Here is a 25,971-nt window from a genome sequence, read left to right as displayed (position 1 = left end):
CGCCGCGCCCACATGTGTCCCGGTTCACAAGTAGTCAGGCCCCCGGCCGGGCCCCCGGCCCGGGGTCCTGAAGAGCGAGTCCCTACGCGGACACGCGCACGGGTTCTGTGCCCGCCTCGTCCGCCGACGCGGACACCGGCTCCGGAGGAGCAGCGACCGGCGTGGGTTCCTGCGCGTAGTAGAAGTGCGGGCGGCGGTGGCCCAGGAAGGACCCGCACCACGACATGACCGCGATGTAGCGATTACGGAAGCCCACGAGGTACACGAGGTGCACGGCCAGCCACAGCACCCACGCGATGAAGCCGGTGAGTTCGACCTTCCCGACCCGCGTGATGGCGCGGAAGCGGTTGATGATCGCCATGCTGCCCTTGTCCTTGTACTTGAAGGGCGTGCCGGCCGGGATCTTGCCCAGGATCATCTTGGCGACGTGCCGGCCGCCCTGCATGGCGAACGGCGACTGCGCCGGCAGGTTGTCGAGCGTGACCATGTCGCCGATGGCGTAGATGTTGTCGGCGCTGCCCACCGTGAAGTCCGCGTCGACCACGAGCCGTCCTCCGCGGACCGTCTCGCAGCGCGTGCGCTCGGCGAGCACTGCGGCGAAGTCGTTGGCCTGGATGCCGGCGGACCAGATGATCGTCTCGGCGGTGAGACGACGCGATGCCTCGGTGGTCGGCGTGGACAGGGTCGCGCCGTGCTCGTCGATGTCGGTCACGAGGGTGTTGAGCACAACCTCGACGCCGGCTTTTTCGAGCGATTCCTTCGAGTACTCGCTCAGCTTGCCGCCGAACGGCGGGAGCACCTTGTCTGCACCTTCGACGAGCGTGACGGTGACGTCGTCCGCGGTGATGTTGTGGATCGCATCCGCGAAGTAGCGCTGTGCGAGTTCCTTGATCTGGCCGGCGAGCTCGACGCCGGTGGGCCCTGCCCCGACGACGATGAAGCTGAGCAGATTCTTCCGATGTTCCGGATCGGAGGTCGTGTGCGCTTCCTCGAAGCAGCGGACGATCTGGCGGCGCAGCCGCTCGGCATCGTCGACGGTCTTGAGCGCGTACGTCAGGTCGGCGAACTCATCGCGGCCGAAGTACGCCTGGCGGGCACCGGTCGCGGCGACGAGGTGGTCGTACCCGAGGGTGTGCCGAGTGCCGCCGGCTTCATAGGTGACGGTGCCGGCATCCGGATCCACGTCGACGACCCTGCCCAGCCGCACATCGGCCTGCGGGTACTTCGCGAGGATCGCGCGGACGGACGGTGCGATCTCGCCGGGCGAGATGACACCCGTCGCCACCTGGTAGAGCAGAGGCTGGAACAGGTGCTCGGTGGTCTCCGAGATGAGGACGAACGGCTTGCCTGCCTTCGCGAGTTTCTTCGCCGTCGCCAGTGCTCCGAAGCCGGAACCGACGATGACTACCTCTGTCCGGTCGATGATGTTCGCCTCTTCCTTTCCTGTCCCACCCACGCCAGCGATACCTCCACTCGAGTTCATGTATTAGTCCAACCTAGGTTTCCGACCCTCCGTATATCCAGTAACCTGGGATATTCGGGGAACTGTTATCTGTTCTGCTCATAAGTAGGGGCGTGATGGACTTCCGGCAACTGCGGTACTTCCTCGCCGTGGGAGAAGAGACGAGCTTCTCGAGGGCAGCCGAACGATGCTTCATCTCCCAGTCGGCGATCAGTCACCAGATCGCGAAACTCGAGCAGGAGGTGGGCGCGAAGCTGTTCGAGCGCTCGACGCGCTCGGTCAAGCTCACCCCGGCGGGGGTACGGCTGATGCCCATCGCCGCCGAGGTGCTGAGCCTCGAGGCCCGCGCGCTAGAAGTCGGGCACGAGCCGCGGGGAAGTATCCGGATCACGGCGAACATGAGTTTCGCGTCGCAGAGTCTCGACGCCATCTCCCGCGTACGCGAGCGCCACCCCAACCTCGACGTCGAGTTCGTCATCAAGGACTTCACCGATCGGGTCAACGCTGTCGCGTCCGGCGAAGCCGACCTCGCCCTGATCCGCGGCGACGTGGACCGGCCCGGCCTCGAGGCGATTCGCCTCGGGATCGAAGATCTCGTCATCGTCACCTCGACGAGACACCCGTTGTCCGCCTTCTCCACCGTGGACATCGGAGAACTCGCGCACTATCCGTTGCTGCTGCCACCCCGGAACAACCAGGTTCTGCTGCACCGCGTGATCGAGGACGCGTTCGTCGAGGTCGGTCGCCGCGTCCGGCTCGGTCCCCCGATCGCCAGCGACCACACCGCCACCCTCGAGGTCATCACCAACCCACGGGCCTGGACGGTCCTCTACGCCGGCACCGCCGCCGAGACACCGCACAAGGGCCTGAAGTTCATGCGCGAGACCGACCACCGGCTGCGCGTGCCGGTGTGCGGTGTCCTGCGAAGCGGGGCGACACCGACACCGGAACTCGAATTTCTCGTTCAGGCGCTGGCCCACTCGATCGTGCCCACGACGACCACCCCTCCGGCCGCCGCACGCGGTGCCGGGAGCTGACGCCGGTCACGCGACCTCGCGGTCCGCCCGGTTCACCGTGAGGTTCAGATGCTTCCACCCCGCAACGTCCCGGCGAAGCTGGCGGTCATGGGTCGCGAGCACCACAGCGGCGTCGGTGACCTCCAGGGCCTCGGTCATCTCGTCCACGAGGGTGATCGACAGATGGTTCGTCGGCTCGTCGAGCAGCAGAACGTGGGGCCGGGTCGCGAGCATCATCGCCAGGTCGAGCCGACGCTGCTGGCCCATCGACAGATCCCGCACCCGCTTGTCGAGATCCCGCTCGTCGAGCAGACCGAGATCCTCCAGGGGCACGGTGCGGTCCTCGGGCACCACACCGTGGGCGGTGAGGAGTCCGATGTGGGTGTCGTACACCTCGCGTACCCGCTTGCCGGACGGCGGTGCCGACTCCTGCGCGAGTCGCCCGACCCTCACCACCGGGTCCACGACCAGCGTTCCCGACGTCGGCTCGATCGTCTGTGCGAGCACGGCGAGAAGTGTCGACTTCCCGGCACCGTTCGGTCCCGTCACCATCAGCCGCGACCCGGCGAGCACCGCGAGCGACACCGGCCGGTCGAGCCGGCCCGCGACCGCGATCTTCTCCGCCCTGATCAGCGGCGCGTCGGGCTCGAGCAAGTCGAGTTCGGCGCCGAGTGAGGGCATCGTGAACCGCAGCGGAGGGACAGGCGTCGTGATCTCCTGCTCGTCGAGCGCGTCCTGCCGGCGGTGGACGGATCGAACCAGGCCGGGAGCGCGGGTCGCGCGCTGGTGTTTTCCCGTTCCCTTGTCCGGTCGCCAGCCGTCGATCAGCCTGTCCCGGGCGTGCTCGAGCTCGCCGGTGAGCCGGGCACGCTCGGCCTCCTGCCGGTTGTATTCCTCGACCCATCGCGCGTATTCGGCCTTTCGTCCCTCGCGATAACCGGCGTAGCCACCGCCGTAGAGGCGGGGGCGCCCGTCCCGGCTCGGGTTCAGGTCGAGGATCGAAGTCGCGACATCGGACAGCAGGGCCCGGTCGTGGCTGACGAGGACGAGACCGCTGCGGGTCTGTTGCAGTCGCTCGGTGAGGTAGTCGAGACCGTCGGCGTCGAGGTGGTTGGTGGGCTCGTCCAGCAGAAGGAAGTCGTGTTCCGCGCCGAGCAGGGCTGCGAGCCGCACGCGGTAGCGCTGCCCCACGGACATCTCGGACAGGAGCCGGGACCGATCGGTCACAGCACCGAGTGCCTCGAGGGCCGCATCGACGCGGCGATCGGCGTCCCAGGCCTCGAGTTGCTCGGCTGCCTCGAGCGCCTTCGCGTAGGTCTCCGCGGCAGCCGACCTGCCCTCGGACAGCCCGACGGCACTGTCGTCCAGCGCGCGCAGGGCTGCACGGGCCGCGGCGAGTTCGGTGTCGATCAGGTCGCCGACCGTACGACCGCCGCTGACGGTCATCTCCTGCTCTGCGACGCCGAGCGACCCGAATCGTCGAACGGATCCGGAATCGGGTTCGAGGCTGCCCGCGAGAATATGCAGCAGCGTGGACTTTCCCTGTCCGTTCTCACCGACCACGCCGATCCGGGAGCCGGGTGAGACAGCGAGGTCGACGCCTTGCAGGACGGGGTGGCCGCCGCGGGCGATGTGGACGTCGAGTGCTCCGAGTTGCGCGCGCGAACGGCGAGGCAGTGTGATTGTGGTGGTCATGTTTTCCTCCGCATACCGGGCACCTCGTCCCCACTGTGGTGGGGTGGAGTCGCTCGGTTTCCGACGAACGGCCGGGTCAGCGGCCGAGGGACACAGGCAACGACCCGCTTCTCCGATTCCCGTCGCGCGGGCGAGGGAAGGGGCGGGCCGGCGGGCGTCAGTGGAAGAGGAGTGCCTGGATCACGACATCCAGGGTACCGATGCACAACAGGGCGTCAATCGGATTGATTCCCGACCGGTAACTCCGTTTCATCCGTGGCGGGTCCCGAGACGCGAGCCACACACGTGCAAGGATGCGATGGCCCCACGTCGACCATCCGGCAGGAGACCCCATGCAGCACCGCGAGTCCTCGTTCACCGGCGGAAACGGCACTCGAATCGTGTACGACGTGTGGTCGCCGGACGGTGAACCCACCGCGCTGCTCGTCCTGGCGCACGGCCTCGGTGAGCATGCCCGTCGCTACGACCACGTCGCCGAACGGCTCACCGAACTCGGCATCGTGGTGTACGCACCGGACCATCGGGGACACGGCCGATCCGGCGGCAAGCGACTGCACGCGCGCACCATGAACGACTTCACCGACGACCTCGACGCACTGTTCGACATCGCGACCGCGGCCCATCCCGGCCTGCCGACGTTCCTCCTCGGCCATTCCATGGGCGGTGCGATCGCACTCGCGTACGCGCTCGATCACCAGGACCGGCTCACCGCGCTGGTGCTGTCCGGACCGGCGCTCGTGGTCACGTCCGGCACGCCGAAGCTCGTTGTGGAACTCGGAAAGCTGATCGGTCGGATTCTCCCTGCTGTACCGGTGCAGAAACTCGACAGCGCAGCGGTGTCGCGCGATCCCGCGGTGGTCGCCGCATACGACGCGGATCCGCTCGTGCATCACGGTTTGGTGCCCGCCGGTCTCGCGCGGGTCCTCGTGCTCAACGAGGAGAGTGTCGCGGAGCGTCTGCCCGGCCTGACGTTGCCGCTGCTCGTGCTGCACGGCTCCGCCGACACGCTGGCCGACCCCGCGGGGGCACGCGTGGTTGTGGACCATGCCGGATCGGAGGACCTGACGTCGAAGTTGTACGACGGGTTGTTCCACGAGGTGTTCAACGAACCCGAGAACGACCGTGTGCTCGGCGATCTCGTCGAATGGTTGCAGCCACGCCTCCTGAAGACGACGAAGCACTAGCCTGCGTTCAGGCGGCGCGACCGTCGTCCAGCGCCACGACGGCGCGGCGTGCGAACGCAATGCTGAGCGTGATGAGTTCCAGGGCTTCGGGCAAGGCGCGCGCAAGAACCGGCCACGCATGGACCTGCCCGCGCCACAGGTGGGTTTCGACCACGCGACCCGCCTCGGCGAGGCGGTGCGTCATGATCTCGACGTCGGGGCGGGTGAGTTCGTATTCGGCCGCACAGAGAAACATCGGCGGAAACAGTGCGGGTTCGGCGTCGACCGGGTTCATTTCTCCCTCGATCGCGTCCTCCCCGATCCACCGAGGGCGTAGTTTGTCGAGCGCCTTGATCGGCAGATACGCATCCCTGACCATGTAGGCCCGGTCGTGATCGCCGAGATCGAGATTCAGCAGTGGCGAATACCCGATGACCGCCGCCGGCCGCTGAAGCCCGCGACGTGCCGCGATCTCGGCCACCTTCGCAGCCAGGTACCCACCGGCGGAGTCTCCTCCGACGATGATGCGCGTCGGGTCGTCCGCGATGCCGAGCAGTGCCTCGTACGCGCTCATCGCGTCCTGCACCGATCCCGCAACAGGCACGACCGGAACCTGTCGGTAGTCCATCGAATACACCGGTGCACCCGATTCGAGCGCTAGTTGCACGCACAGTTGCCGGTGGGTGGACGGTCCGCAGAAGATGAATCCGCCGCCGTGGAAGTACAGGATGGTGGCGTCCTCGAGCGGATCGTCCACGGGTTTCGGCGACATAATCTGCTCCGCCGGGACACCGCCCAGCTCGGTCTCCGTGACATGGACATTTCTCGGTGTCGGAGTGACCTTGTCGACGAGCCAGGACAGCCGCCCGAGCACCGCGATCCCGAAATCGTTGCTGGGCCAGAGGGTGAGCAGGGGCTTGAACAGAAGTCGGGCAACCCACAGGACGATCGATGCGATCCTGCTCGTGCGTTCGTGCCACGTGACCGGAGCGGAAGTGCGCATGAGAACACAGTAAGTGGCACACCGCCCGAGTGCTGCGGCGTTACCGGACCTGGAGAAGAGGTACGAGAAGTTCTTCAGCGGTGAGTGCGCCGTGCTGGCCGGGCAGCGCGGAGAGCATCCGCTCGCCGTGGGAACGGATCACGGTCGCCTCGTCACGGCCGATCACGACGATGTCCCCGATGCGGCCGGTGACGGAAGGGTCGGGGTCGGGTCCGAACAGTCCCGCCGACAGCACTTCGTCGCGGGTGCCGACCCAGAAGTCGTCGCCGAGTTCGTTCGCCCACCGTTCGAGGACCCGGTCTACGCGCCCCGTGTGAATGTGCCGGCACCGCGGCTCACCGGCGACGACATCGACGTCCTCCTCGAGACCGGGATGACGGTCGAAATCGACGCGGCGGCCGCGAGAGGAATCGACCATGCCGTGGTCCGCCGTGACGAGCAATCGGGTTCCGTCCGGCAAAGCGCCGGCGAGTTGTTCCACGAAGCGGTCCACGACGGTCAGTTGCGCCAGCCACGCCTGGGAGTCGGGCCCGTAGACGTGTCCGAGCGTGTCCACTTCCGAGAGATAGCAGTACACGAGGTTCCGCTCACCGGCGCGTGCGGCCGCGACGACCTCCGCCAGCAGGTCACCGTAGGCGGACACCCCGACGAATCTGCCACCACGCAGGACTGCCCGGGTCAGCCCGCTGCCGTCGAACGCCCTGGGAACGACGGTCGTCACGGCCAGCCCCGCAGCGTCTCCGCGTTCGAAGGCCGTGGGATGGGGCTGGACCTGTTCGGGCACGAGCGTGTCGCGTTGATCGAGGGAGGTCCCCGCGGCCGTCCAGCTCAGCCAGTTGACCGCGGTCTCGGCTTCCTCGACGTACGACTGGTATCCGGTGATTCCGTGGCGCCCGGACGGCAATCCGGTGCCGAGCGACGCGATGCTCGCCGCGGTCGTGGTGGGGAATCCTGCACGGATCGGCCGACCCGGAAGGTCGGTGAGATACGGCGCCGTGTTCCTGTTGCGCCGCAGCAGTTCCCATCCCATACCGTCGACCAGCAGGACGACCGTGTGCGCGCTGTCCGTGAGGCCGAGGCGGTTGCGTTCACCGGGAACCCCCGCGGACGCGAGTACCGACGGGATCACGTCGGCGAGCGTGGGCTCGGCGTAGATATCGCGCAGCGGGAGAGTCATGGTCCGAGTATGTCCTGTCGTCGTCGTGGCGGCAGATGCAATGACCCCGCAGACCACCTCACTCGCGTCTACCCGAACTTCGGCATCCGCCCACGCAGCGAACTCGCAGTCCGGTTCCGGCAGGAGGAGTGAACCGCACGGCCGCAGCCGGTCTCACGCACCGACGTACTCCGCAAGGTGCTTGCCGGTGAGCGTCGAGCGGTCGTCGACGAGTTCGCGTGGTGTGCCCTCGAAGACGATGCGGCCGCCGTCGTGGCCTGCACCGGGACCGAGATCGATGATCCAGTCGGCATGGGCCATCACCGCCTGGTGGTGCTCGATGACCACGACCGATTTTCCGGAGTCCACGAGCCTGTCGAGCAGGCCCAGCAAGTTCTCGACATCGGCGAGGTGCAGGCCCGACGTGGGCTCGTCCAGGATGTAGACGTCGCCCTTTTCGCCCATGTGGGTCGCGAGCTTGAGTCGCTGGCGTTCGCCGCCGGACAGTGTGGTGAGCGGCTGACCGATCTTGATGTAGCCGAGACCGACGTCCGCGAGACGCCTGAGAATCTTGTGCGCTGCCGGGAGCGACGAGCCGTTCGCGCCACCACCGAAGAACTCCTCGGCCTGCGCGACCGACATCGTGAGCACCTCGTCGATGTCCTTGCCGCCGAACTTGTACTCGAGCACCTCCGCCATGAACCGCTTGCCGTCGCACACCTCGCAGGGGGCCGCTACTCCGGCCATCATCGCCAGGTCCGAGTACACGACTCCGGCACCGTTGCAGTTGGGGCATGCCCCTTCGGAATTGGCACTGAACAAGCCCGGTTTGACGCCGTTCGCCTTGGCGAACGCCTTACGGATCGGTTCGAGCAGTCCGGTGTAGGTCGCCGGGTTGCTCCGGCGCGAACCCTTGATCGCGCCCTGATCGATCGAGACCACCCCGTCGCGGTGAGCGACCGACCCGCTGATCAGTGAACTCTTCCCCGATCCGGCAACGCCGGTCACCACGACGAGCACTCCGAGGGGTATGTCGACGTCGACGTCGCGGAGGTTGTGGGTGTCGGCGCCGCGCACCTCGAGGGCGCCCGTCGAGGTACGGACGGACGGTTTCAGCGACGCGCGGTCGTCGAAGTGCTTGCCTGTGAGGGTGCCGCTCGTGCGCAACTCCTCCACGGTGCCCTCGAACACGATCTTGCCGCCTTCTGTGCCGGCGCGGGGGCCGAGATCGACGACGTGGTCGGCGATCGCGATCGCCTCCGGTTTGTGCTCGACGACCAGTACGGTGTTGCCCTTGTCGCGCAGTTGCAGCAGCAGGTCGTTCATCCGTGCGATGTCGTGCGGGTGCAAGCCGATCGTCGGTTCGTCGAAGACGTAGGTGACATCGGTGAGCGACGACCCGAGGTGACGAATCAGCTTGGTGCGCTGAGCCTCACCACCGGACAGCGTGCCCGCGGGGCGGTCGAGGGCGAGGTATCCCAGGCCGATCCCGACGAAGGAATCGAGGGTGTCGCCCAGCGACTTCAGGAGCGGGGCCACCGACGGTTCGTCGAGCCCGCGAACCCACTCGGCGAGATCGCTGATCTGCATCGCACAGGCGTCGGCAATGCTGATGCCGTCGATCTTCGACGATCGGGCTCCTTCGTTGAGCCGCGTGCCGTGGCATTCGGGGCACGTCTGGAACGTGATCGCGCGGTCGACGAACGCCCGGATGTGCGGCTGCATCGCTTCTCGGTCCTTGGACAGGAACGACTTCTGGATCTTCGGGATCAGCCCCTCGAACGTCACGTTGATGCCGTCGATCTTGATCCGAGTGGGTTCCTTGTAGAGCAGATCGTTCAGTTGCTTCTTCGTGAACTTCGCGATCGGTTTGCTCGGATCGAAGAATCCGCACCCGCGGTATATGCGCCCGTACCAGCCGTCCATGGTGTAACCCGGGATGGTGAGCGCACCCTCTTCGAGCGACTTGCTGTCGTCGTACAGGGCGGTCAGGTCGAAGTCGGACACCGTGCCCATGCCTTCGCAGCGCGGGCACATGCCGCCGGTGACGGTGAAACTCCGGCGTTCCTTCACCGTTCTTCCGGACTTCTCCACGGTGACCGAGCCGGCTCCGCTGATGGAGGCGACGTTGAAGGAGAACGCCTGCTGCGAGCCGATATGGGGCTTCCCGAGCCGGCTGAACAGGATGCGCAGCATGGCGTTCGCATCGGTCGCGGTGCCGACGGTGGAACGAGGGTTGGAACCCATCCGCTCCTGATCGACGATGATCGCCGTGGTCAGGCCCTCGAGCACGTCGACGTCGGGTCGCGCCAGGGTCGGCATGAAGCCCTGTACAAAGGCGCTGTAGGTCTCGTTGATCATCCGCTGCGATTCCGCGGCGATCGTGGCGAACACCAGCGAACTCTTTCCGGAGCCCGAGACACCCGTGAACACGGTCAACCGCCGTTTCGGGATCTCGAGACTGATGTCCCGAAGATTGTTCTCGCGTGCGCCGTGTACGCGGATCCAGTCGTGGCTGTCGGCGGGGTGGGTCCGGGACGAACCGGGCTTTTTTCGCGTGGCAGAGCTCATGGGTCTCCATCCGTCCTCGACCAGGGCCTAACGTATGTATAGCAAAAGTGTGGTGCACCCGGGGGAACCCGCGCGACTGCTCGTCCTCGACGACATGGGTCCGCCCTGCCGCACACAGCGGCAGACCAGGTCGCTGCCGCCATGCTTACCTATGACCGCCCGGTGCAACAACTTTCGTGTTGCCGGTGACTCGGGCTCGGTCGTGAGTGATCGCTCAGCGTCCGATTCACGACTGGTCGAGACGGGTGACCACACCTCGGTCTCCATCCACGCGTACACGGTCGCCGGTCTCGAGCGATCGGGTGGCCACCAAGGTGTTCACGACGCAGGGCAAGCCGTATTCGCGGGCCACCACAGCGCCGTGGGACACCGAGCTGCCGATGTCGGTGACCAGCGCCGCGATGACGGTGAAGTACGGCGTCCACCCGACGTCGGTCACCGGCGTCACGAGGATCTCTCCCCGCTGCAGCTCGCGCGCATCGCCCATCGATTGTGCGACCCGCACAACACCTTCCACGGTGCCGCGACTTGCGGGTCGGCCGATGATCTCATCACCGGTGACACCTGGCGCAGGCCGGGCGATCAGCGGGGTCGGTCGTCCGACAGACACATCGTCGAACTCGAGAGAGTTCTGGAACGCCAGCGCTTCCCGACGCTTCAGCGCGTTCTGCACGAGACCGGTGATGTCGTCCGAACCGACGACGCGTGTCAATTCGGCACGGTCGAAAAAGAACACCAGATCCGAGTCGGGCAGTCGCCCGGTCTCGGCCAGCACCTCACCGAGGTGGCGGTAGCCCAATTTGAGCGCATGCGCCATGAGCGCCATCTTCGATTTCGTCTCCTCGCGCCCGCGTGCGCCGCCCTGTGCCAACCGGGCAAGAAACCTGATGGGGAAGGATCTTGGTGCTTCGACGTGGGTGCTTCCCGATTCACGACGAGTCGGATCGAGCGCCGAACGGACCATCACCTGCATCATCGCGCCCAGGCCTTCAGGATCCTCGGCCCAGGAGGGGTCACGCATGCACAACTCGCGGTATCCGCGGTGACCGTGACGGGTCAAGAACTGTCGCAACGCTGTGCCTGCGGCGCTTCGTGTGGACTGCAGCTCGTTGACCGCGGCGTCCGGCTCTGCTGCCGAGAACTGCTCGGCGACCCCCTCGGTGGCGGCTATGGCGCGTACCACCGAGTCGAGCTCCACGAGCATCATCGCACTCTCGACATCGGAGGCTCCGGCCATGAGCCGGGTTGCCTCGGCACGACCCTCGTCCTCGCTTCGTCCGTTCTTCACCGCTTTTCTCATCAGAACACTTTCGAGAATGTTGGCCGCAACCGCCGCGCGCGATGACGACCGCACATGTGTCAGCGTGATGTCGCAATACTGCTGCACGCCGGATTCCAACTGGCCCATCACGCGTCGTGGGTCGTCGCTGGTCGGGATCTGAAACGCGGCGATCTGGTCTTCGAGGCGCCGAATCGCGGGGCCGGCGGACAACGCATACGTGGTGAGCCGGACCGTGTTGATCAACCTGCGCACAAAAGGTTTCGGGGGTTTCGGCTTCAGCTCGTCAACCACCCGCCCGCAGATCGAGGTGGAGAACTGCTCCAACGAATTGCCCAGGAGTCCGGAGCTCAGAGCTGTCCCCTCGGTCAGGTTCAGAAACATGTGGCCATGGAAGTAACCCACCTGTAGCCATGGCTTCTCGTAACTCTGCTGTGCCCGCGCCACCACCTGCGTCATCTGCATCGCGTAGTCGATGGCAAAGCCGGAGACCGATGCGGTCAACGGGCAGAATGCACCCGGCATCATCTCGCCGATGTTGCAGCGCGTGTACACGTGGTCTGCACCCGCGAGAGGCGAATCCATCTCGGCCAGATCGCCGGGCAGGGTGGTGATCGGTCGAGCCTGCAGCCACCACAGTGTGCCGGATCGGTCGATGGCCCACTCGAGATCCATCGGCCTGCCCCAATGTTGCGCAGCACGCAGGGCGCCGGACCTGATATCGGCGACCTCGTCCGGCGACAGGACCGGCACCTCGCCGACATCGCGGACGGCCGGGTTACCGTCCGAATTTAGGACGATGTGGTCTGAGGACGCCGTACCGTCGACGAGCGCTTCACCGAGACCGGCGACGGCGTCGATCACCGTGAGGTCGCGCCGGCCGGTCGCCGGATCGGCGGTGAACACAACCCCGGCGGCGCGCGCGTCCACCATCTGCTGCACCACCAGATGCATGGTGGCCGTGGGTTGGCCGCTGTAGGCCGCGGCGCGTCGCGAACGCACGGAGGCGGCGCACCTCTGCACGGCCGCGGCGAAGTCATCGACGGAGTTCACGCCGAGCACGGTGTCGTATTGTCCGGCGAACGACTGGTCGTCGCCGTCTTCCCCGACTGCCGAGGACCTGACAGCCACTGGTACAGCACCGACTGCGGCCATGCGCGAGAAACATTCCCCCGCATCATCGGTGCTGACCCACTCGGTAGCATCAGCAATGACGAATCCCACCGGTACCGGAAGTCCGAGGCGGCGCAACTGCGCGAGTCCGGCCGCTTTGCCGCCGTAGCGGTCATCGGTGACCTCGTCGAATTCGATTGCGTTCAGGGGCATGGTGATCCCCCCAATGCGTCGACGATTTCGGCGAGCGCCTCGACCTCGATAGGACCCGGTTGATACAGGCAAATCCGGTCCGACACACCGTCGACGCGATCACGGATGTGCGCGGCGACCTCTTTCGGGGTACCGCACGCGGCGATGGTGTGCAGTATGTCGTCGTCGATCAACGAGGCCATCTCCCGCCAGCGGCCCTGCTTGGACATTGCGTTGAGTTCGGGTTGCAGATCGCCCCAGCCGTGGGCGTCGAGCACCGGCCGGTAGGCCGGGGTGGAGCCGTAGAACGCCAGCAGCATCCGGGTCGAGGCATGGTCGTCGTCCCGTCCGGTACCCACCGACACGATGACCTCGGGCACCACCTCGAAGTCGTCCTCGCTGCGGCCGGCAGCCGCCAGACCGTCGCGAACGGCCGACAGCGTCGTCTCGTGCAGGAACCGCTTCGATCCGAAAGGCATCACCAACAGACCGTCGGCCACTTCTGCGGTCGCTTTGGTCAGCCGAGGCCCGAGCGCGCCGAGATAGATCGGCGGCGGACCGAACGGGTTCGGTCCGGGCACGAAGGTCGGTGTCATCAAGGTATGGCGGTAGAACTCACCGCGGAAGTCCAGTGGCTCCCCCTCGTTCCACGTCGCGAAGATCGCGCGCAACGCCCCCACCAATTCCTTCATTCGCGCGACCGGATGATCGAACTGTGTGCCGTAGCGCTTCTCGATCTGCGCCCGCACCTGTGTGCCCAGACCCAGGATGAAGCGCCCCTCGCTGAGCAGTTGCAGATCGTTTGCCTGGTGGGCAAGTTGAATCGGATTGCGGGGGAATGCGATCGCGACGTTCGACATCAGGTCGAGACCCTTGACCGACGACGCCAACACCAGAGGCGTGAACACGTCGAACGGTCCCTCGAAGGTGAAGACACCGGATGCACCGGCTTCCTGGAGCACTTGCGCGCGCTCGACCGCATCCGTGGGCCCGAACAGGGCTGTCATGATCTTCACTGAAGCGGCGCCTGATCCGCGACGTCTGTCCAGTCGGAGAAGCCCGACGGGTGGTGCGGGCCGATCACACCGTGCTCGAACAAGCCCGCACCTTCGCGGACCGTCCCGTCGGCTTCGGTGCACACAGCTTTGCCGACGTGGTCGATGAGACTGAAGGGCGCTCGGGCCATCACCTCCGGGTCCGTGAGGTCGAAGCTGACGCGTTCGGCGAAGGGGCCGCCCTTCCAGCTGCCGTGTGCCCACGAGGAGTCGCCCCCGTACCCCGACCCGAAAGCAATAGGCGCGAACAACTTCGATTCGACATCCAGCTGAATTCGGTCCCCTGCACGGTTCATGAACTCGACGTGGGCGCCCCGGGGAATCCTGGTTCCGGTCCGGTAGTCGATGGTGGCGCGCACTCCGTCGAGTTGTTCGACGCGCCCGTCCCGCCAGCGGCGCGTGCAGTCGTAGAGGCTGCGGTGGCCGTCGGAATCCTCTTGCAGGATCAAGAAGAGTTGATAGTCGTCGAAGGCCAGAGGTAGGTAGAGCCACCACATTCCGGCGAACGAAGCGTCTGGCCGACCGACTGGCTCGGCCTCACCGACAGGTCTGATCCCCCACGATCGGTCACGGCTCGCCACGCTGGTGTCATGACCGACTTCGAGCCGTTCGCCGTCGACGTCGATCCACCCCTCCCAGGACCCGACCTGGGCGAAGCGACACGCCTGCAAGGTCACTCGCCGCTCGGTGAGCATCTCGTGCGGCTTCTCCAGCGCAGCAGGAAACAGCCCGCGCCAGGTGAGGTCTGCGGAAATACCCTCGGTTTGCGCCAGTGTCAGGTGCAGCTGCTGCAGTGGCTCGACGACTTCGAGACAGTAGCCGTTGACGTTCTGGTGAAGGCGGTCGTCGTCGATGGCGTCACTGAGGTGAAGCGCGGTCTGCATATCGCCGCGGCGGACGACGAAGTAGGCGTCTTTCACGCCGAGGCGCGGGTAGTAGCCGACTCCGGTGAGCGCCATGAAGCGGCCCTCCCGATCGAGCACGTTGAAATACGACCGGTCGTAGAAGTTTCGATCGGACGTGGTCGGCCACGTCAACGGCGCAGGTGCCTGATGGATCGGAAACTCGTCGAGCGGGCTCAAGTTCACAGGCACTCCCTCAAATACGATGCAGATCGTATTGGAAATATGATGCAGTCATGACAGCAGAAAGCCCAAAGGATGGCAAGAGGTCTGCGCAGCCGTCGCCGGGACGGCCGCGCGACAGCAGGATCGATGCCTCGATCATTGCCGCCACCCGCGAATTGATTCTCGAGACGGGCTATTCCGCGTTGTCGTTGTCGGCGATCGCCGCGCGCGCCGGGACCACCACCGCTGCCATCTACCGGCGATGGTCGGGCAAGGCGCAACTTGTCCACGAGGCAGTGCTTTCTGCCGAAACGATTACCATGCCGGACGATTCGGGAGATATCCGCAACGAGATCAGGGTTCTGGTCGAGACGATCCGGGTCATCTTCGACCGCCCCGAGGTGCGAGCGGCATTGCCGGGTCTGATCGCCGACACCGTTGCCGACCCGGAATTGCACAACATGATGATCGCGCGATTGGCCGGGAATCTGACCGCATTCGAGTCTCGCTTCGGTCAGGAGCGTCGCGACGACGACCAACTACCCATGCTCGTGGAGGTGGTCGCGGGGACCGCGATTTTCCGTATCTTGATCCGCCGGGACGCCGCCCTCGACGACACCTGGGTGAACGAGTTGACCGAGATGATCACCGGCCGCTGGCCCCCCGCGTGACGGAACCACTCGCCGTATCAGCGAATCAAGTCCGCATCCTTACTGCCGTACGCTGCGCGGAGTTCGGGTTCGGGTTCGACGACTTTGCCACCGGGATTGCCGGCGTGTCAGCTCGATTCCTGGATGCGAACCATGTTGCCGGCGGGGTCGCGGAGGGCACAGTCACGAACCCCGTACGGCTGGTCCATCGGCTCTTGCACGATCTCCGTGTCGCCGTCCTGCAGACGCGCGAAGGTCCCGTCGAGATCTGCGGTGGACAAGATGATCGAGGCGAAGGTTCCTTTCGCCATCATCTCGGCGATGGTGCGGCCCTCGTCTTCGGTGATTCCGGGGTCGGCGGTGGGCGGGTACAGGACGACGGAGGGACCGGTGCCGTCGGCGGAGCCGACCGTGATCCACCGCATCCCGCCGTAGCCGACGTCGTTACGAACCTCGAAGCCGAGAGTGTCGCGATAGAACGCCAGCGAAGCGTCCGGATCCGAGTGGGGAAGGAAGGTGTGATGAATGTTGATGTCCATGACGATCACCGTAAGTCGGATGCGGCCGCCGATGCTTCTCGATTTCTGATCGGTCGTGTGACCTGTTTGGCCACGCACGACGGCATGCCGTCCGTCGCGAGTGCCGCTTCCCGCCGGTAGGTGCTCGGAGGGACACCGACCAATTCGGTGAAGCGCGTACTGAAGGTCCCCAGAGAAGAACAGCCCACCTCGAAACAGACCTCGGTGACGGTGCGATCGCCACGACGGAGCAGAGCCATCGCGCGCTCGATACGACGGGTCATGAGATACGAGTACGGCGATTCACCGTAGGCGATCCGGAATTGCCTGCTGAGGTGCCCGGCAGAGATGTTCACCCCGCGGGCCAAGGCCTCCACGTCCAGAGGTTGTGCGTATTCGCGGTCGATCCGATCACGAACCCGCCGCAACAGCGCGAGGTCGCGCAGACGCTGTGCTGTGTCGGGTTTCCCGGTCACGGGGATATCCTGCCACGTCCCGCACCGTCGGGACCACGGCCGGAAAAATCGCGTCGAGGTGGTTCGTCTCGTCTGCGTCCGGGAACAACAACCGAGAGGCGCCACGGCATGACAGTCTGACCGGTACGCCCGTATCTGGACGAGAGGAATTCACCGATGGCACGTCCGGTTCGCGTAGTCGTTCTCGGCTCGGGTTCGTGGGGCACGACCGTCGCCGGTCTCGCCGCGAAGAACACGCCGACGCTCTTGTGGTCGCGGAACAAGGAAACCGCCGACGAGATCAACGTCGATCACCGCAACCACCGCTACCTGGGCGACCGGAAACTTCCGGACACCCTGCGTGCCACCGCGGACATCGACGAGGCCGCCCACGAAGCGGACGTGCTCGTCGTGGGGGTGCCGTCGTACGCTGTGCGCTCGACACTCGAGCCGCTCGTCCACGAACTCCGAGCGTGGGTACCGATCGTTTCTCTTGCGAAAGGGCTGGAACCCGGGACGCGGTTGCGGCCTACGCAGGTGATCAGCGCGTGCCTCCCCGGCCATCCCGTCGGGTTGCTTTCCGGTCCGAACATCGCGAGCGAAATTGCGGACGGCAAGGCTGCCGCCTCGGTCGTGGCGATGCAGGACGACTCCGTCGGCACGGCTCTCCAGCCCCTGTTCGCATCCACGCTGTTCCGGGTCTATCGCAACACCGACGTCCTCGGCTGCGAACTCGGCGGAATCCTCAAGAACATCGTCGCCATCGCCGCGGGCATGGCGGAGGGACTGCGCGTCGGTGACAACACGCGCGCGATGGTCCTGTCGCGCGGTCTCGCCGAGATGACGCGCCTCGGGGAAGCGATGGGCGCCAACGCCCGGACGTTCGCCGGCCTCACCGGTATGGGGGATCTGATCGCCACGTGTACCAGTCCGGCCTCCCGCAACCGGAGGCTCGGCGAAGCGCTGGCGCGCGGGCTCAGCGTCGAGGAGGCGGTCGCCGAACTCGGGCAGGTCGCCGAGGGAGTGAAGACGGCGCCCACCGTCATGGAGTTGGCTCGCGAGGCCGGAATCCAGATGCCCATCGCGGCAGAGGTCGCGGCGGGGGGCGGAGGGCACCGCCGGCCCGCGGACGCGTAGCGCGGGCTGCGCCGGGTCACACCCGGCGACGAGGAGGATGTCGTCTGATCGGCGATTATCCGGCAGTCTCGGAATTGCACTAGAAAGCGGTACACCCGCCGAGACGACCGGGCGCCGCAAGTTTCTCGTCGAGATGAACGGCCCACCGGGATGACCACCGCGCCTACCGTGGAGGTCTGAGGCGGAACACTCCGACGGGAGACCGATATGCGAGTGGTGAACATGGTGACCGGCGCGGCGAAGGGCGTCGGCTCGGCGGTCGGGATCCGCACCGGCACCGAGGAACCGCGGTACGAAGTCCAGGCGACGACTCACGGGCTCGAAGTCCGCAGGTACGGCCGTCGTATCGCTGCCGAGACCACGGTGCACGGCGACGAGGAACGTGCCCGCGACGTGGGATTCCGGCGTCTGGCCGGCTACATCTTCGGCTCGAACAGAGGCAAGTCGACGATCGCGATGACCGCGCCCGTATCCCAGGCCGGAGCCTCGGACGACTCGTCGGTCATCCGGTTCTTCATGCCGGCGAAGTGGGCCATGGAGGACCTGCCCGACCCCGAGGACCGGTCCGTGGAACTCGTCGAGATCCACGACGAGACGATGGCGGTGCTGCAGTTCAGCGGCGACCGCAGCCGCGCCGCGGTGGCGGAGCGCACCGCCGAGTTGCTGAGAACGCTGGAGGCGACGGAGTGGCTCGCTACCGGCCCACCGGTGGCATGGTTCTACGACCCGCCCTGGACGGTTCCGTTTCGGCGTCGCAACGAGGTGGCGGTCCCGGTCGCTGCTCGCTGATCCACGAGAGGCCGATCCGCGCGAGGCGGAAGATACCGTCGGGTACCGCGGCCCGGCCGGTATGCGAAGGTGATCGAATGACGAGTTCTGCCGACGTGTTGTCGAACCTTCTCGACTCCCGCTACAGCTGCCGCGCCTTTCTGTCCAAGCAGGTCCCGCGCGACGACATCGAGCGGATGCTCGGGATGGCTCAGCGGACGGCATCGTGGTGCAACTCGCAACCCTGGCGCGTCCACCTCACCAGCGGCACCGCGACCGATCGGTTGCGGGACGCGGTGTACACGCAGGCCGCGTCGGGAGCCATGGATCCGGACATCCCGGGTCCCGCCGAGTATCGCGGGGAGTACGCCGAGCGCCGGCGCAACGCCGGGTATGCGCTCTACAACGCGCTGGGGATCGCCCGCGACGACTACGCGCGACGCGGCGAGCAGATGCTCGAGAACTTCCGGTTCTTCGGGGCGCCCCACGTGGCCGTCGTCAGCACCGACAAGGCGCTCGGTGTGTACGGCGCCGTCGACTGCGGTGGTTACGTGTCGAATCTGCTTCTCGCCGCGGAGTCGCTCGGGATCGCTGCGGTACCGCAAGCCGCGGTGCCGATGGCATCGGCGGCATTACACCGCGAATTGGGCATCGGCGACGACCGCGACATCGTGTGCGCGGTGTCGTTCGGGTACGCCGACGAAGCACACCCGGCCAATACCTGCCGCACCGATCGCGCCACCCTCGAGGCGACTGTCGAGTGGGTGGACGAATAGCCCGAGGAGGTGTCGCGGTCCGGGTCCGGCTCAGTCGGTTTGACTGCGGAGATACCGTCCGAAGTGCGGCACCGTGAAACCGATGAAACCTCTTTCGGCGGAATAGATCAGGCCTTTCTTGATCAATCCGTCGCGTGCGGGAGACAGTGAGGCCGGCTTGCGGCCGAGTTCGGCGGCGATCTTGGACGTTGCGATGGGTCCGTCGTCGCCCGACAGGTCCGCCATGGCCCGCATGTATTCACGCTCGGCCGGAGTGGCCCGCTCGTACCGCGAACCGAAAAACCCTACGGCCAGTTCTTCTTCCGCGGTGGGGGCCGCGACCCGTACGTCCGCTGCGGTGATCGGGCTGTCCGCGGCCAGATCCCAGGTGGCTTTCCCGTATGCCTGGACGAAATACGGATAACCGTCTGCCGTTTCGTACAACAGATCCAGTGCGTCCCTGTTGAATTCGACGTCTTCCCGCTGGGCGGGCGCAATGAGTGCGTGATCGGCGGCATCCCGGTCGAGGCGGCCGATCCGGTGGTAGGTGAACAATCGTTCGGAGTACGACTTGGACGCGGACAACACGGCCGGCAGGTGCGGCAGTCCGGCTCCCACGACGATCAGCGGAGCGGTGTCCTGACTCAATTCGTGGCACGCACCGCAGATCGCCGACACGTCGTCCGGACCGAGGTCTTGCATCTCGTCGATGAACAAGGCGATTCCCACCCCGACGTCCCGAGCGAGGCCGGCGGCGTCCACGAGCAGTTCGACCAGGTCGATCTCGATGTCACCGGAATCGGCGCGACCTTTCACCGCCGGTGCGTCGATTCCGGGCTGCCAGCGTTCGCGCATCCCTTTGTCCGCTGTGGCGCGCAAAGCGAAAGATTTGAGTACACCGAGGAAGTGGTCGACGGATTCGGGATCCGGATGTGCGGCCGCGATCTCACGCACCGCCATGTGCAGGGCAGACGACAGCGGGCGTCGCAAACCCTGGTCCGGGCGCGCCTCGATCTTGCCCGTACCCCAGCTCTTGGCTATGGCAGCGGAGCGCAGGTGATTGAGCAGAACGGTTTTCCCGACACCGCGCAGACCGGTGAGCACGACGCTGCGTTCGGGCCGGCCGCGGGAGATGCGCTCGAGAACGACGTCGAACGCCGCGAGTTGCTTCTCTCGGCCGGCGAGTTCGGGCGGGCGCTGCCCCGCGCCGGGGGCGTACGGGTTGCGGACCGGATCCATCGGTCGATGGTAACGAGCTGCGCAGCTGTTTCTGGGTTGCTCTAGCGCGTGTCGTAGAGAGCCGAATGCAGATGTACGCATAACCGACTTTGACATCCATTTTCATTACGGGATATTTCTGTACCCATGAAAACTCCCTCTCCGCGCGGAATCGCGCTCACGGTCGCGCTCTCCGCCGCACTGGCCGCCGGATGCTCGGCGCCTGCCCCCGCTCCTGCGCAGGAGCCCGGCAGCGGACCCGAGCAGGCCCCGGCCGAGGTCTCCGCCGCCGAACCGCGTCTCGCGCTCACCTACGACGGCGGGGTCCTGATCGTCGACGAAACGAACTTGACCGTGGTGGACGACGTCCCGCTCGGCGGATTCACCCGGCTCGCCCCCGCAGGCGACGGCCGCCACGTCATGATCTCCACGGAGGGCGGGTTCCGGGCGCTCGATACCGGCAGTTGGTCGGAGCGCCACGGCGACCACCGCCACCACTACTCCGGCCCTGCCGCGCTCACCGAGACGGTCTTCCCCGCCGGGAAACCGGGACACGTTGTCGCCCACGGGGGTACGACAGCACTGTTCGACGACGCCACCGGACGGGCCGAGTTGATCGATCCTTCCGGTCTCGCTGCTACAGAAGGCGTTACCGACTCCGAGTCCTACACCGCCCCACACGCACACCACGGGGTCGCGGTCGCACTCGCGGACGGATCGCTTCTCGTCACGCTCGGAGACAGTGATTCTCGCACGGGCATAGCACTTCTCGATTCGAGCAGGCGCGAGATTGCCCGCACCGAAGAATGCCCCGGCGTACACGGCGAAGCCGTAGCGGAGGGCGAGACCATCGTCTTCGGGTGCCAGGACGGCATGATGATCTACCGTAACGGCACTTTTACCAAAGCCACGAGCCCTGACGACTACGGCCGTATCGGCAACCAGGCCGGATCTCCGGCCTCCCCCGTCGTACTGGGCGACTACAAGACCGATCCGGATGCAGACCTCGAACGGCCCGAAACCGTTGCGCTCGTAGACACCCGTACCGCCGAGATCCGGCTGGTGGACCTGGGCACGAGTTACACCTTCCGCTCGCTCGGCCGCGGCCCCGACGGTGAAGCGGTCGTACTGGGCACCGACGGAGCCCTCCACGTGCTCGATCCGGAATCGGGGGAGACGATCCGCCGCATGGACGTCCTCGCACAGTGGACCGAACCCGAGGACTGGCAGACGCCGCGACCGGCGCTCTCGGTGAGCGGACGCACCGCGTTCGTCACCGATCCCGCGACCGACTCGCTCCACGCGGTGGACCTCTCCTCCGGCGACATTCGCACCGGTTCCCTTCCACACACGCCGAACGAGATCAGCGGGACGTGACCCACGTCCGGAGAATATTCGCCTGTCTAGCGTTATTTCTAGAGCGCTGAATATTCTCCGGACGTCTCAGTCGTGAGAGAGATCACATTTAGAAGCCGGCGAACAGGGTATGCCAAAGCGGCTGCGGGACCATGCTTCTCGTCCCTCCACGGAAATTACAACGATTGTGTAACGTAGCCACATCTGTTTCCGACCCGGAGGTACCCGCCCGTGCTGTTGACCGAAGTCCGCTCCCGACCTGTGCAATCCGCGTTGATCGCGGTGGGTCTCGTGGTCTCGGTCCTGGCGGTGTGGGGCTATATGCGTGACGCGACCACCGAATACCTCATGGACCTCGACGTATTCCGCGACGCCGGCTGGGCTTTCCTCCACCACACACCGCTCTACACCGAGGGCTTCTTCAGTCATTCCGGGTTCCGGTTCATCTACCCACCGTTCGCGGCCTTCCTCTTCGCTCCGATGGCTCTGGTGAGCAGCGCCGTGCTGCAGGTGGTGTGGACGGCCGGACTCATCGCACTCGTGTGGTGGATGCTGCAGGTGATCTACCGTCGCCTGGACATCGGTCACGCCGGCCTGATCGCGTCGGCCACGCTCGGTGTCGTCCTCTTCCTCGAACCGTTCCGCTCGAACTTCGCGTTCGGCCAGATCAACATCGTGCTGATGGCGCTCGTCGTCGCCGACGTCCTCGGGGTCATCCCCAAGCGCTTCCGCGGTGTGGGTATCGCCCTGGCCGCCGCGATCAAGGTCACTCCGGCAGCATTCGGCCTGCTCCTGTTGCTGCGCCGGGATCTGCCGTCGGTAGCGCGCGCGTTCGGCGCGTTCATCGCGACCGTCGCGTTCGGCTACTGGCTGCGGCCCGAGTCGACCGTCTTCTTCTGGACCGAGGAATTCTTCGCGACCGATCGTGCGGGCGACCCCGGATTCTTCCGGAATCAGGCACTGACCGGGCTCATCGCGCGATTCGACTTGTCCGAGGGCCTCAGCAAAGCCCTGTGGCTGGCCGGCGCCGCGCTGATCGTGGCCGCCACCGCGTGGGCCGCCTACCGCTTCCTCCGCGCGGACGAACCCGTGGTGGCGCTCGCGCTCGTCGGCCTCGCGTCGCTGCTCGCCGCACCCATCGCGGTCACCCATCACTGGGTGTACGCGCTGTTCCTCGTGCCGCTTCTCGTCGCACCCCGGTATCGCTCCTGGTGGCCCGTCCTGCTCCCCGCCACCCTGGTCTTCCTCGCCGGGCCCAACCACCTGCTGCGCGACGCGGCGTCGCGAGGATGGGTGGAACAACTCCTTCTCGAAGTACTCGGCACGTCGCAGTGCCTCGCAGCCATCGCGGTGTTCGTCGCCGCGGTGATCGCGGCGCGCAGCCGCCGCCCGGCACTGGCCGAAGAATCCGGAGTGTCCGAAGACGTACCGGCGGCGCAGCAGGAGGCTCAGCCCCACACGGTGGACGCGACCAGATAGAGACCTGTCCCCACCACCGTGCTGAGAGCGGCGTTGCGGCGCCACACGTGCACCGCGACGGTTCCCGCCAGGCCGACGGTCGCGGGCAGCCACGTCGTCTGCCCGACGTCACGCAGTGTGTACATCACCAGGATCACCATGACCCCCGCGGGCATCGTGCGGCCGAGAAAGCCGACGAAGGCCGAGTCCCGCAAAGCGGACAACGCCATGAAAGGCGCCGCGCGCAGCGCCACAGTCACCGCGAACATCACGAACAACGCGGTGAATACGTATCCGGCACCCGGCAGCGAGTCAGGCACGAGTCGTCGCATTCCGGTAGACGAACCGGACGAACAACGCCGCGACGAACAGCGTCAGGCCGATCACCAGCATCTGCTCTTTCGCGACCAGCATCGCCACGAGACCGCACACCAGTGCGATCACGGGCGCGGGCACGTCCCGGTTCGCACGGAACGCATCGATCGCGAGCACCGCGAACAACGCGGTGAGGGCGAACTCGAGACCCTCCAGTCCGGCGGGCAGCACCGCTCCGATCAGCGCACCGACCGTGCCCGACGCGACCCACACGATCTGGCACACCACTTGCACGGTGAGGATCCGGGTGCCGGACAGGTCGTCGCGTGCCTTGGGCGCGACGATCGCGTACGACTCGTCGGTGAGCGCGTAGACGCCGTAGAGCCGTCCGATACGACTGCGGATCCGGTGCAGCGGAAACGACAGTCCGTAGAAGACATGACGGAAATTGACCAGCAGCGTCGCGGCGGCGATCGACGCAAGGGGCGTCACGGCGCCGATCAGACCGATCGCGAGGAACTCCATCGACCCCGCGTAGATCACGGTGGAGAAGACCGGCGCCCACCACCACTCGAACCCGCCCTGCGTGAGCACCACGCCGAACGCGAGTCCGAGGGGGACGAGGCCGAGGCCGACGGCCCACGAATCGGCGATACCCGCACGGATCTGCGTGGTGCGAGGGTTGAGCATGGCTCCCAGGTTATCGACGGGCGCATTGCCCTCCGCGCGCACCGTACGATGACGCGTCCGTCCTCCCCGACAGTTCGACGGGGCCGCACTCGGCGGCCCGACACGGAAAGGTGACCGGTGGCGTCCACCCTCGATTCCTTCACGAATGCGGTGCAGTCCGCGTGGCAGGCCGTCTCCACGGTCGATGAGCCGGCTCCGACATGGCTGGTGGTCGGTACCGCGGTCATCGCCCTTGCGCTGGTGTGGGTGCGGCCGCTGTGGCTCAAGACCCGGCATGTCATCACGCAGGCACACGAGGGCTCCCACGCGCTCGTCGCCGCTCTCGTCGGGCGGAAACTCTCCGGGATCCGGCTGCACAGCGACACCTCCGGTGTGATGGTGTCCTCCGGAAACCCCCGCGGACCCGGAATGATCGCGACGACCTTCGCCGGGTACACCGGCCCCGCCGTCCTGGGCTTCGCGGCCGCGACGCTGCTGACCCTCGATCGTCCCGCCGCGGTGCTGTGGTCGATCCTCGCAGCGCTCGCGGTCCTGCTGCTGCTGATCCGCAACCTCTACGGGTTCATCTCGGTGGTTCTCGCCGGCGCCCTGGTCGGTGCGGCCGCCTACTTCGGTGATCCCGTGGTCCGCTACGCAGCCGCGTATCTGATCACCTGGATTCTGCTCCTCGGCGCGACGCGTCCGGTTCTGGAACTGGCACGCACCCACCGGCAGGGTCGCGGGCGCGGCTCGGACGCCGATCAGTTGCGGGGGCTCACCCGGATACCGGCCGGGATCTGGATCGCGATCTTCGCGCTCGTCACGGCGGGGACCGCCGTGTACGGGACGGTGCGGGTCGTGGTGACCCACCTCGGGTGACCGCCCCGCGGTCGCACTGCCGGCGCTCGGCCGGTCAGAAGATCCCGATGGCTTCCGCGGTGTCGAGAACGACCTCCGAGGCGTGCCACTCGGCCCACATCGCGGCCTCGCCCGCGCCCTCCGTGGCCGGGGACATCAGTGCCCGGCTGCTGGCCCATGCCACCGCACGCACCGTCTGGAAGAAGATTCCAGCGGCACGCTCACTCCCGATGACGTCGCCCACGATCGACACCGAGAAGAGTTCGCTGAGATCGGTTCCGTAGTCGGCCTCGATCTCGCGGATGATGTTCGGCGTCGCCGTGCCGAGGACCTCGCCGTACCGGTTGAAGTCGTCCCACCGCTCAGCCGGGGTATCGACCGCGGCGAGCGCGGCGGGCAGGTCGAGCAGCAGATGCGCGCTCATCCCGCTGGTGGCCACACGACCGCCGGAGTGCTCGCAGTCCGTCGCGGTCCGGTAGTAGAGCTCCCACGGCGCGGGCACCGGCTCGCCCGTCGCATGCGCGTGCACGCCTGCCAGGTAGCGCTGCACGAAGTCCACGGCGAGGTCCCCGGCCCACTGCGAATCGTCGTAGTCGCCGCGCTCGATCGAGGGGACGGTGGTGTCGAGGATCTCCTTGTAGACGACCGCGAATCCGCCGCGCGGGTCTCCCGCGTCACCCCACAGCTCGGCGATCTCGGTGACGTTGTCGCGAGCGTCCTGCAGGGTCCGGTTGTTCTCGGGTGCCGATATGTCCGCTATTTCCGCCATGACCCCGGCGTCCGCGCGGGGCGCGCAGGCGGAAGCGGGGCGCGCCTGGGCAGTGGACGTGGCCGTACCGACGAGGAGACCTACGGCCATCGTGACAGCGGTGAACGCAGAGACCATGAAGCCAGCCGGTTTTTTCATGAGGATCAAGGCTAGCCCGGTCCACCTGTTTCGGACAAACGCCGCTATTCGATCTCGGATCACCGATCCGAGGAACGCGCCCGGCCCGAACGGGCCCGGCAGCAATCCCGATCATGGGGACGGACGCCGAACCGG

23 protein-coding genes are annotated in these 25,971 nt (G+C 66.4%); 9 read left to right on the top strand and 14 right to left on the bottom strand.

Annotated elements, in window-relative coordinates; all coding sequences use genetic code 11:
* Window positions 1-82 precede the first annotated feature (82 nt).
* Window positions 83-1,423 (bottom strand): NAD(P)/FAD-dependent oxidoreductase, encoded by a 1,341-nt coding sequence (locus tag TVH25_RS04450; RefSeq protein ID WP_169622964.1) that lies wholly within the window; start codon window positions 1,421-1,423, stop codon window positions 83-85.
* Between the two features lie 155 nt (window positions 1,424-1,578).
* On the opposite strand from TVH25_RS04450, the gene TVH25_RS04445 reads away from it, so the two are divergent.
* A complete protein-coding gene (locus TVH25_RS04445; protein WP_169622940.1) occupies window positions 1,579-2,499 on the top strand; it encodes a LysR family transcriptional regulator in 921 nt (306 codons plus the stop codon).
* Window positions 2,500-2,505: 6 nt separating this feature from the next.
* On the opposite strand, the gene TVH25_RS04440 is transcribed toward TVH25_RS04445, so the two are convergent.
* Window positions 2,506-4,173 carry an ABC-F family ATP-binding cassette domain-containing protein gene (locus TVH25_RS04440; protein WP_296550382.1) on the bottom strand — a complete coding sequence of 556 codons (1,668 nt, stop codon included), beginning with the start codon at window positions 4,171-4,173 and terminating at the stop codon, window positions 2,506-2,508.
* 332 nt (window positions 4,174-4,505) lie between these two features.
* On the opposite strand from TVH25_RS04440, the gene TVH25_RS04435 reads away from it, so the two are divergent.
* Complete coding sequence (locus tag TVH25_RS04435; protein ID WP_422423448.1) at window positions 4,506-5,357, top strand: alpha/beta hydrolase; 852 nt, start codon at window positions 4,506-4,508, stop codon at window positions 5,355-5,357.
* Between the two features lie 7 nt (window positions 5,358-5,364).
* Here TVH25_RS04435 and TVH25_RS04430 read toward each other — a convergent pair whose 3' ends face one another.
* From TVH25_RS04430 to TVH25_RS04405, 6 genes are all read right to left on the bottom strand, one after another.
* The gene (locus tag TVH25_RS04430; RefSeq protein WP_422423447.1) at window positions 5,365-6,339 is read right to left on the bottom strand and encodes an alpha/beta hydrolase; all 975 of its coding nucleotides are present in this window, start codon (window positions 6,337-6,339) and stop codon (window positions 5,365-5,367) included.
* Window positions 6,340-6,379: 40 nt separating this feature from the next.
* A complete protein-coding gene (locus TVH25_RS04425) occupies window positions 6,380-7,516 on the bottom strand; it encodes an alkaline phosphatase family protein (RefSeq protein ID WP_422423446.1) in 1,137 nt (378 codons plus the stop codon).
* 153 nt (window positions 7,517-7,669) lie between these two features.
* Entirely contained in the window at window positions 7,670-10,066 is a 2,397-nt protein-coding gene (locus TVH25_RS04420) for an ATP-binding cassette domain-containing protein (RefSeq protein ID WP_169622935.1), read from the bottom strand.
* A gap of 226 nt (window positions 10,067-10,292) precedes the next feature.
* The gene (locus TVH25_RS04415; protein ID WP_422423444.1) at window positions 10,293-12,671 is read right to left on the bottom strand and encodes a PEP/pyruvate-binding domain-containing protein; all 2,379 of its coding nucleotides are present in this window, start codon (window positions 12,669-12,671) and stop codon (window positions 10,293-10,295) included.
* Entirely contained in the window at window positions 12,662-13,666 is a 1,005-nt protein-coding gene (locus TVH25_RS04410) for a TIGR03617 family F420-dependent LLM class oxidoreductase (protein WP_422423443.1), read from the bottom strand. Before TVH25_RS04410 ends, TVH25_RS04415 begins: the two co-directional genes overlap by 10 nt.
* Window positions 13,663-14,799, bottom strand: a complete 1,137-nt coding sequence (locus TVH25_RS04405; RefSeq protein ID WP_358473798.1) for a hypothetical protein — start codon at window positions 14,797-14,799, stop codon at window positions 13,663-13,665. Before TVH25_RS04405 ends, TVH25_RS04410 begins: the two co-directional genes overlap by 4 nt.
* A gap of 44 nt (window positions 14,800-14,843) precedes the next feature.
* Between TVH25_RS04405 and TVH25_RS04400 the strand changes: the two genes are divergently transcribed.
* Window positions 14,844-15,443 carry a TetR-like C-terminal domain-containing protein gene (locus tag TVH25_RS04400; RefSeq protein WP_422423442.1) on the top strand — a complete coding sequence of 200 codons (600 nt, stop codon included), beginning with the start codon at window positions 14,844-14,846 and terminating at the stop codon, window positions 15,441-15,443.
* Window positions 15,444-15,550: 107 nt separating this feature from the next.
* Here TVH25_RS04400 and TVH25_RS04395 read toward each other — a convergent pair whose 3' ends face one another.
* Both TVH25_RS04395 and TVH25_RS04390 read right to left on the bottom strand, forming a co-directional pair.
* The gene (locus TVH25_RS04395) at window positions 15,551-15,961 is read right to left on the bottom strand and encodes a VOC family protein (RefSeq protein WP_206038849.1); all 411 of its coding nucleotides are present in this window, start codon (window positions 15,959-15,961) and stop codon (window positions 15,551-15,553) included.
* Between the two features lie 5 nt (window positions 15,962-15,966).
* Window positions 15,967-16,416 (bottom strand): helix-turn-helix transcriptional regulator, encoded by a 450-nt coding sequence (locus tag TVH25_RS04390; protein WP_422423441.1) that lies wholly within the window; start codon window positions 16,414-16,416, stop codon window positions 15,967-15,969.
* A gap of 156 nt (window positions 16,417-16,572) precedes the next feature.
* Between TVH25_RS04390 and TVH25_RS04385 the strand changes: the two genes are divergently transcribed.
* From TVH25_RS04385 to TVH25_RS04375, 3 genes are all read left to right on the top strand, one after another.
* Complete coding sequence (locus TVH25_RS04385; RefSeq protein WP_422423440.1) at window positions 16,573-17,532, top strand: NAD(P)H-dependent glycerol-3-phosphate dehydrogenase; 960 nt, start codon at window positions 16,573-16,575, stop codon at window positions 17,530-17,532.
* 207 nt (window positions 17,533-17,739) lie between these two features.
* Window positions 17,740-18,321: an SOUL family heme-binding protein gene (locus TVH25_RS04380; protein ID WP_169652853.1), complete on the top strand. Its 582-nt coding sequence runs from the start codon at window positions 17,740-17,742 to the stop codon at window positions 18,319-18,321.
* Between the two features lie 77 nt (window positions 18,322-18,398).
* Window positions 18,399-19,076 (top strand): nitroreductase, encoded by a 678-nt coding sequence (locus TVH25_RS04375; protein ID WP_422423439.1) that lies wholly within the window; start codon window positions 18,399-18,401, stop codon window positions 19,074-19,076.
* 30 nt (window positions 19,077-19,106) lie between these two features.
* Here the strand turns inward: TVH25_RS04375 and TVH25_RS04370 are convergent, their stop codons facing one another.
* The gene (locus TVH25_RS04370) at window positions 19,107-20,294 is read right to left on the bottom strand and encodes an AAA family ATPase (RefSeq protein ID WP_422423438.1); all 1,188 of its coding nucleotides are present in this window, start codon (window positions 20,292-20,294) and stop codon (window positions 19,107-19,109) included.
* Between the two features lie 126 nt (window positions 20,295-20,420).
* On the opposite strand from TVH25_RS04370, the gene aztD reads away from it, so the two are divergent.
* Window positions 20,421-21,650, top strand: a complete 1,230-nt coding sequence (gene aztD, locus TVH25_RS04365) for a zinc metallochaperone AztD (RefSeq protein WP_422423437.1) — start codon at window positions 20,421-20,423, stop codon at window positions 21,648-21,650.
* A gap of 210 nt (window positions 21,651-21,860) precedes the next feature.
* Window positions 21,861-23,108, top strand: coding sequence for a glycosyltransferase 87 family protein (locus TVH25_RS04360; RefSeq protein ID WP_296550373.1), 1,248 nt, complete (start codon window positions 21,861-21,863; stop codon window positions 23,106-23,108).
* Here TVH25_RS04360 and TVH25_RS04355 read toward each other — a convergent pair.
* Both TVH25_RS04355 and TVH25_RS04350 read right to left on the bottom strand, forming a co-directional pair.
* Window positions 23,078-23,407: a branched-chain amino acid transporter permease gene (locus TVH25_RS04355; protein ID WP_422423436.1), complete on the bottom strand. Its 330-nt coding sequence runs from the start codon at window positions 23,405-23,407 to the stop codon at window positions 23,078-23,080. The two genes, TVH25_RS04360 and TVH25_RS04355, sit on opposite strands and share 31 nt — an antisense overlap.
* Complete coding sequence (locus TVH25_RS04350; protein WP_169622921.1) at window positions 23,400-24,092, bottom strand: AzlC family ABC transporter permease; 693 nt, start codon at window positions 24,090-24,092, stop codon at window positions 23,400-23,402. Before TVH25_RS04350 ends, TVH25_RS04355 begins: the two co-directional genes overlap by 8 nt.
* 117 nt (window positions 24,093-24,209) lie before the next feature.
* On the opposite strand from TVH25_RS04350, the gene TVH25_RS04345 reads away from it, so the two are divergent.
* Window positions 24,210-24,950: a M50 family metallopeptidase gene (locus tag TVH25_RS04345; protein WP_169652850.1), complete on the top strand. Its 741-nt coding sequence runs from the start codon at window positions 24,210-24,212 to the stop codon at window positions 24,948-24,950.
* A gap of 34 nt (window positions 24,951-24,984) precedes the next feature.
* Here the strand turns inward: TVH25_RS04345 and TVH25_RS04340 are convergent, their stop codons facing one another.
* Window positions 24,985-25,836: a DUF5995 family protein gene (locus tag TVH25_RS04340; RefSeq protein WP_422423434.1), complete on the bottom strand. Its 852-nt coding sequence runs from the start codon at window positions 25,834-25,836 to the stop codon at window positions 24,985-24,987.
* Window positions 25,837-25,971: the final 135 nt, after the last annotated feature.

Origin of the sequence: Rhodococcus sp. 7Tela_A2, assembly GCF_049311045.1 — a bacterium.
GTDB lineage: Bacteria > Actinomycetota > Actinomycetes > Mycobacteriales > Mycobacteriaceae > Rhodococcus.
This window is presented reverse-complemented; position numbering and strand designations above follow the sequence as displayed.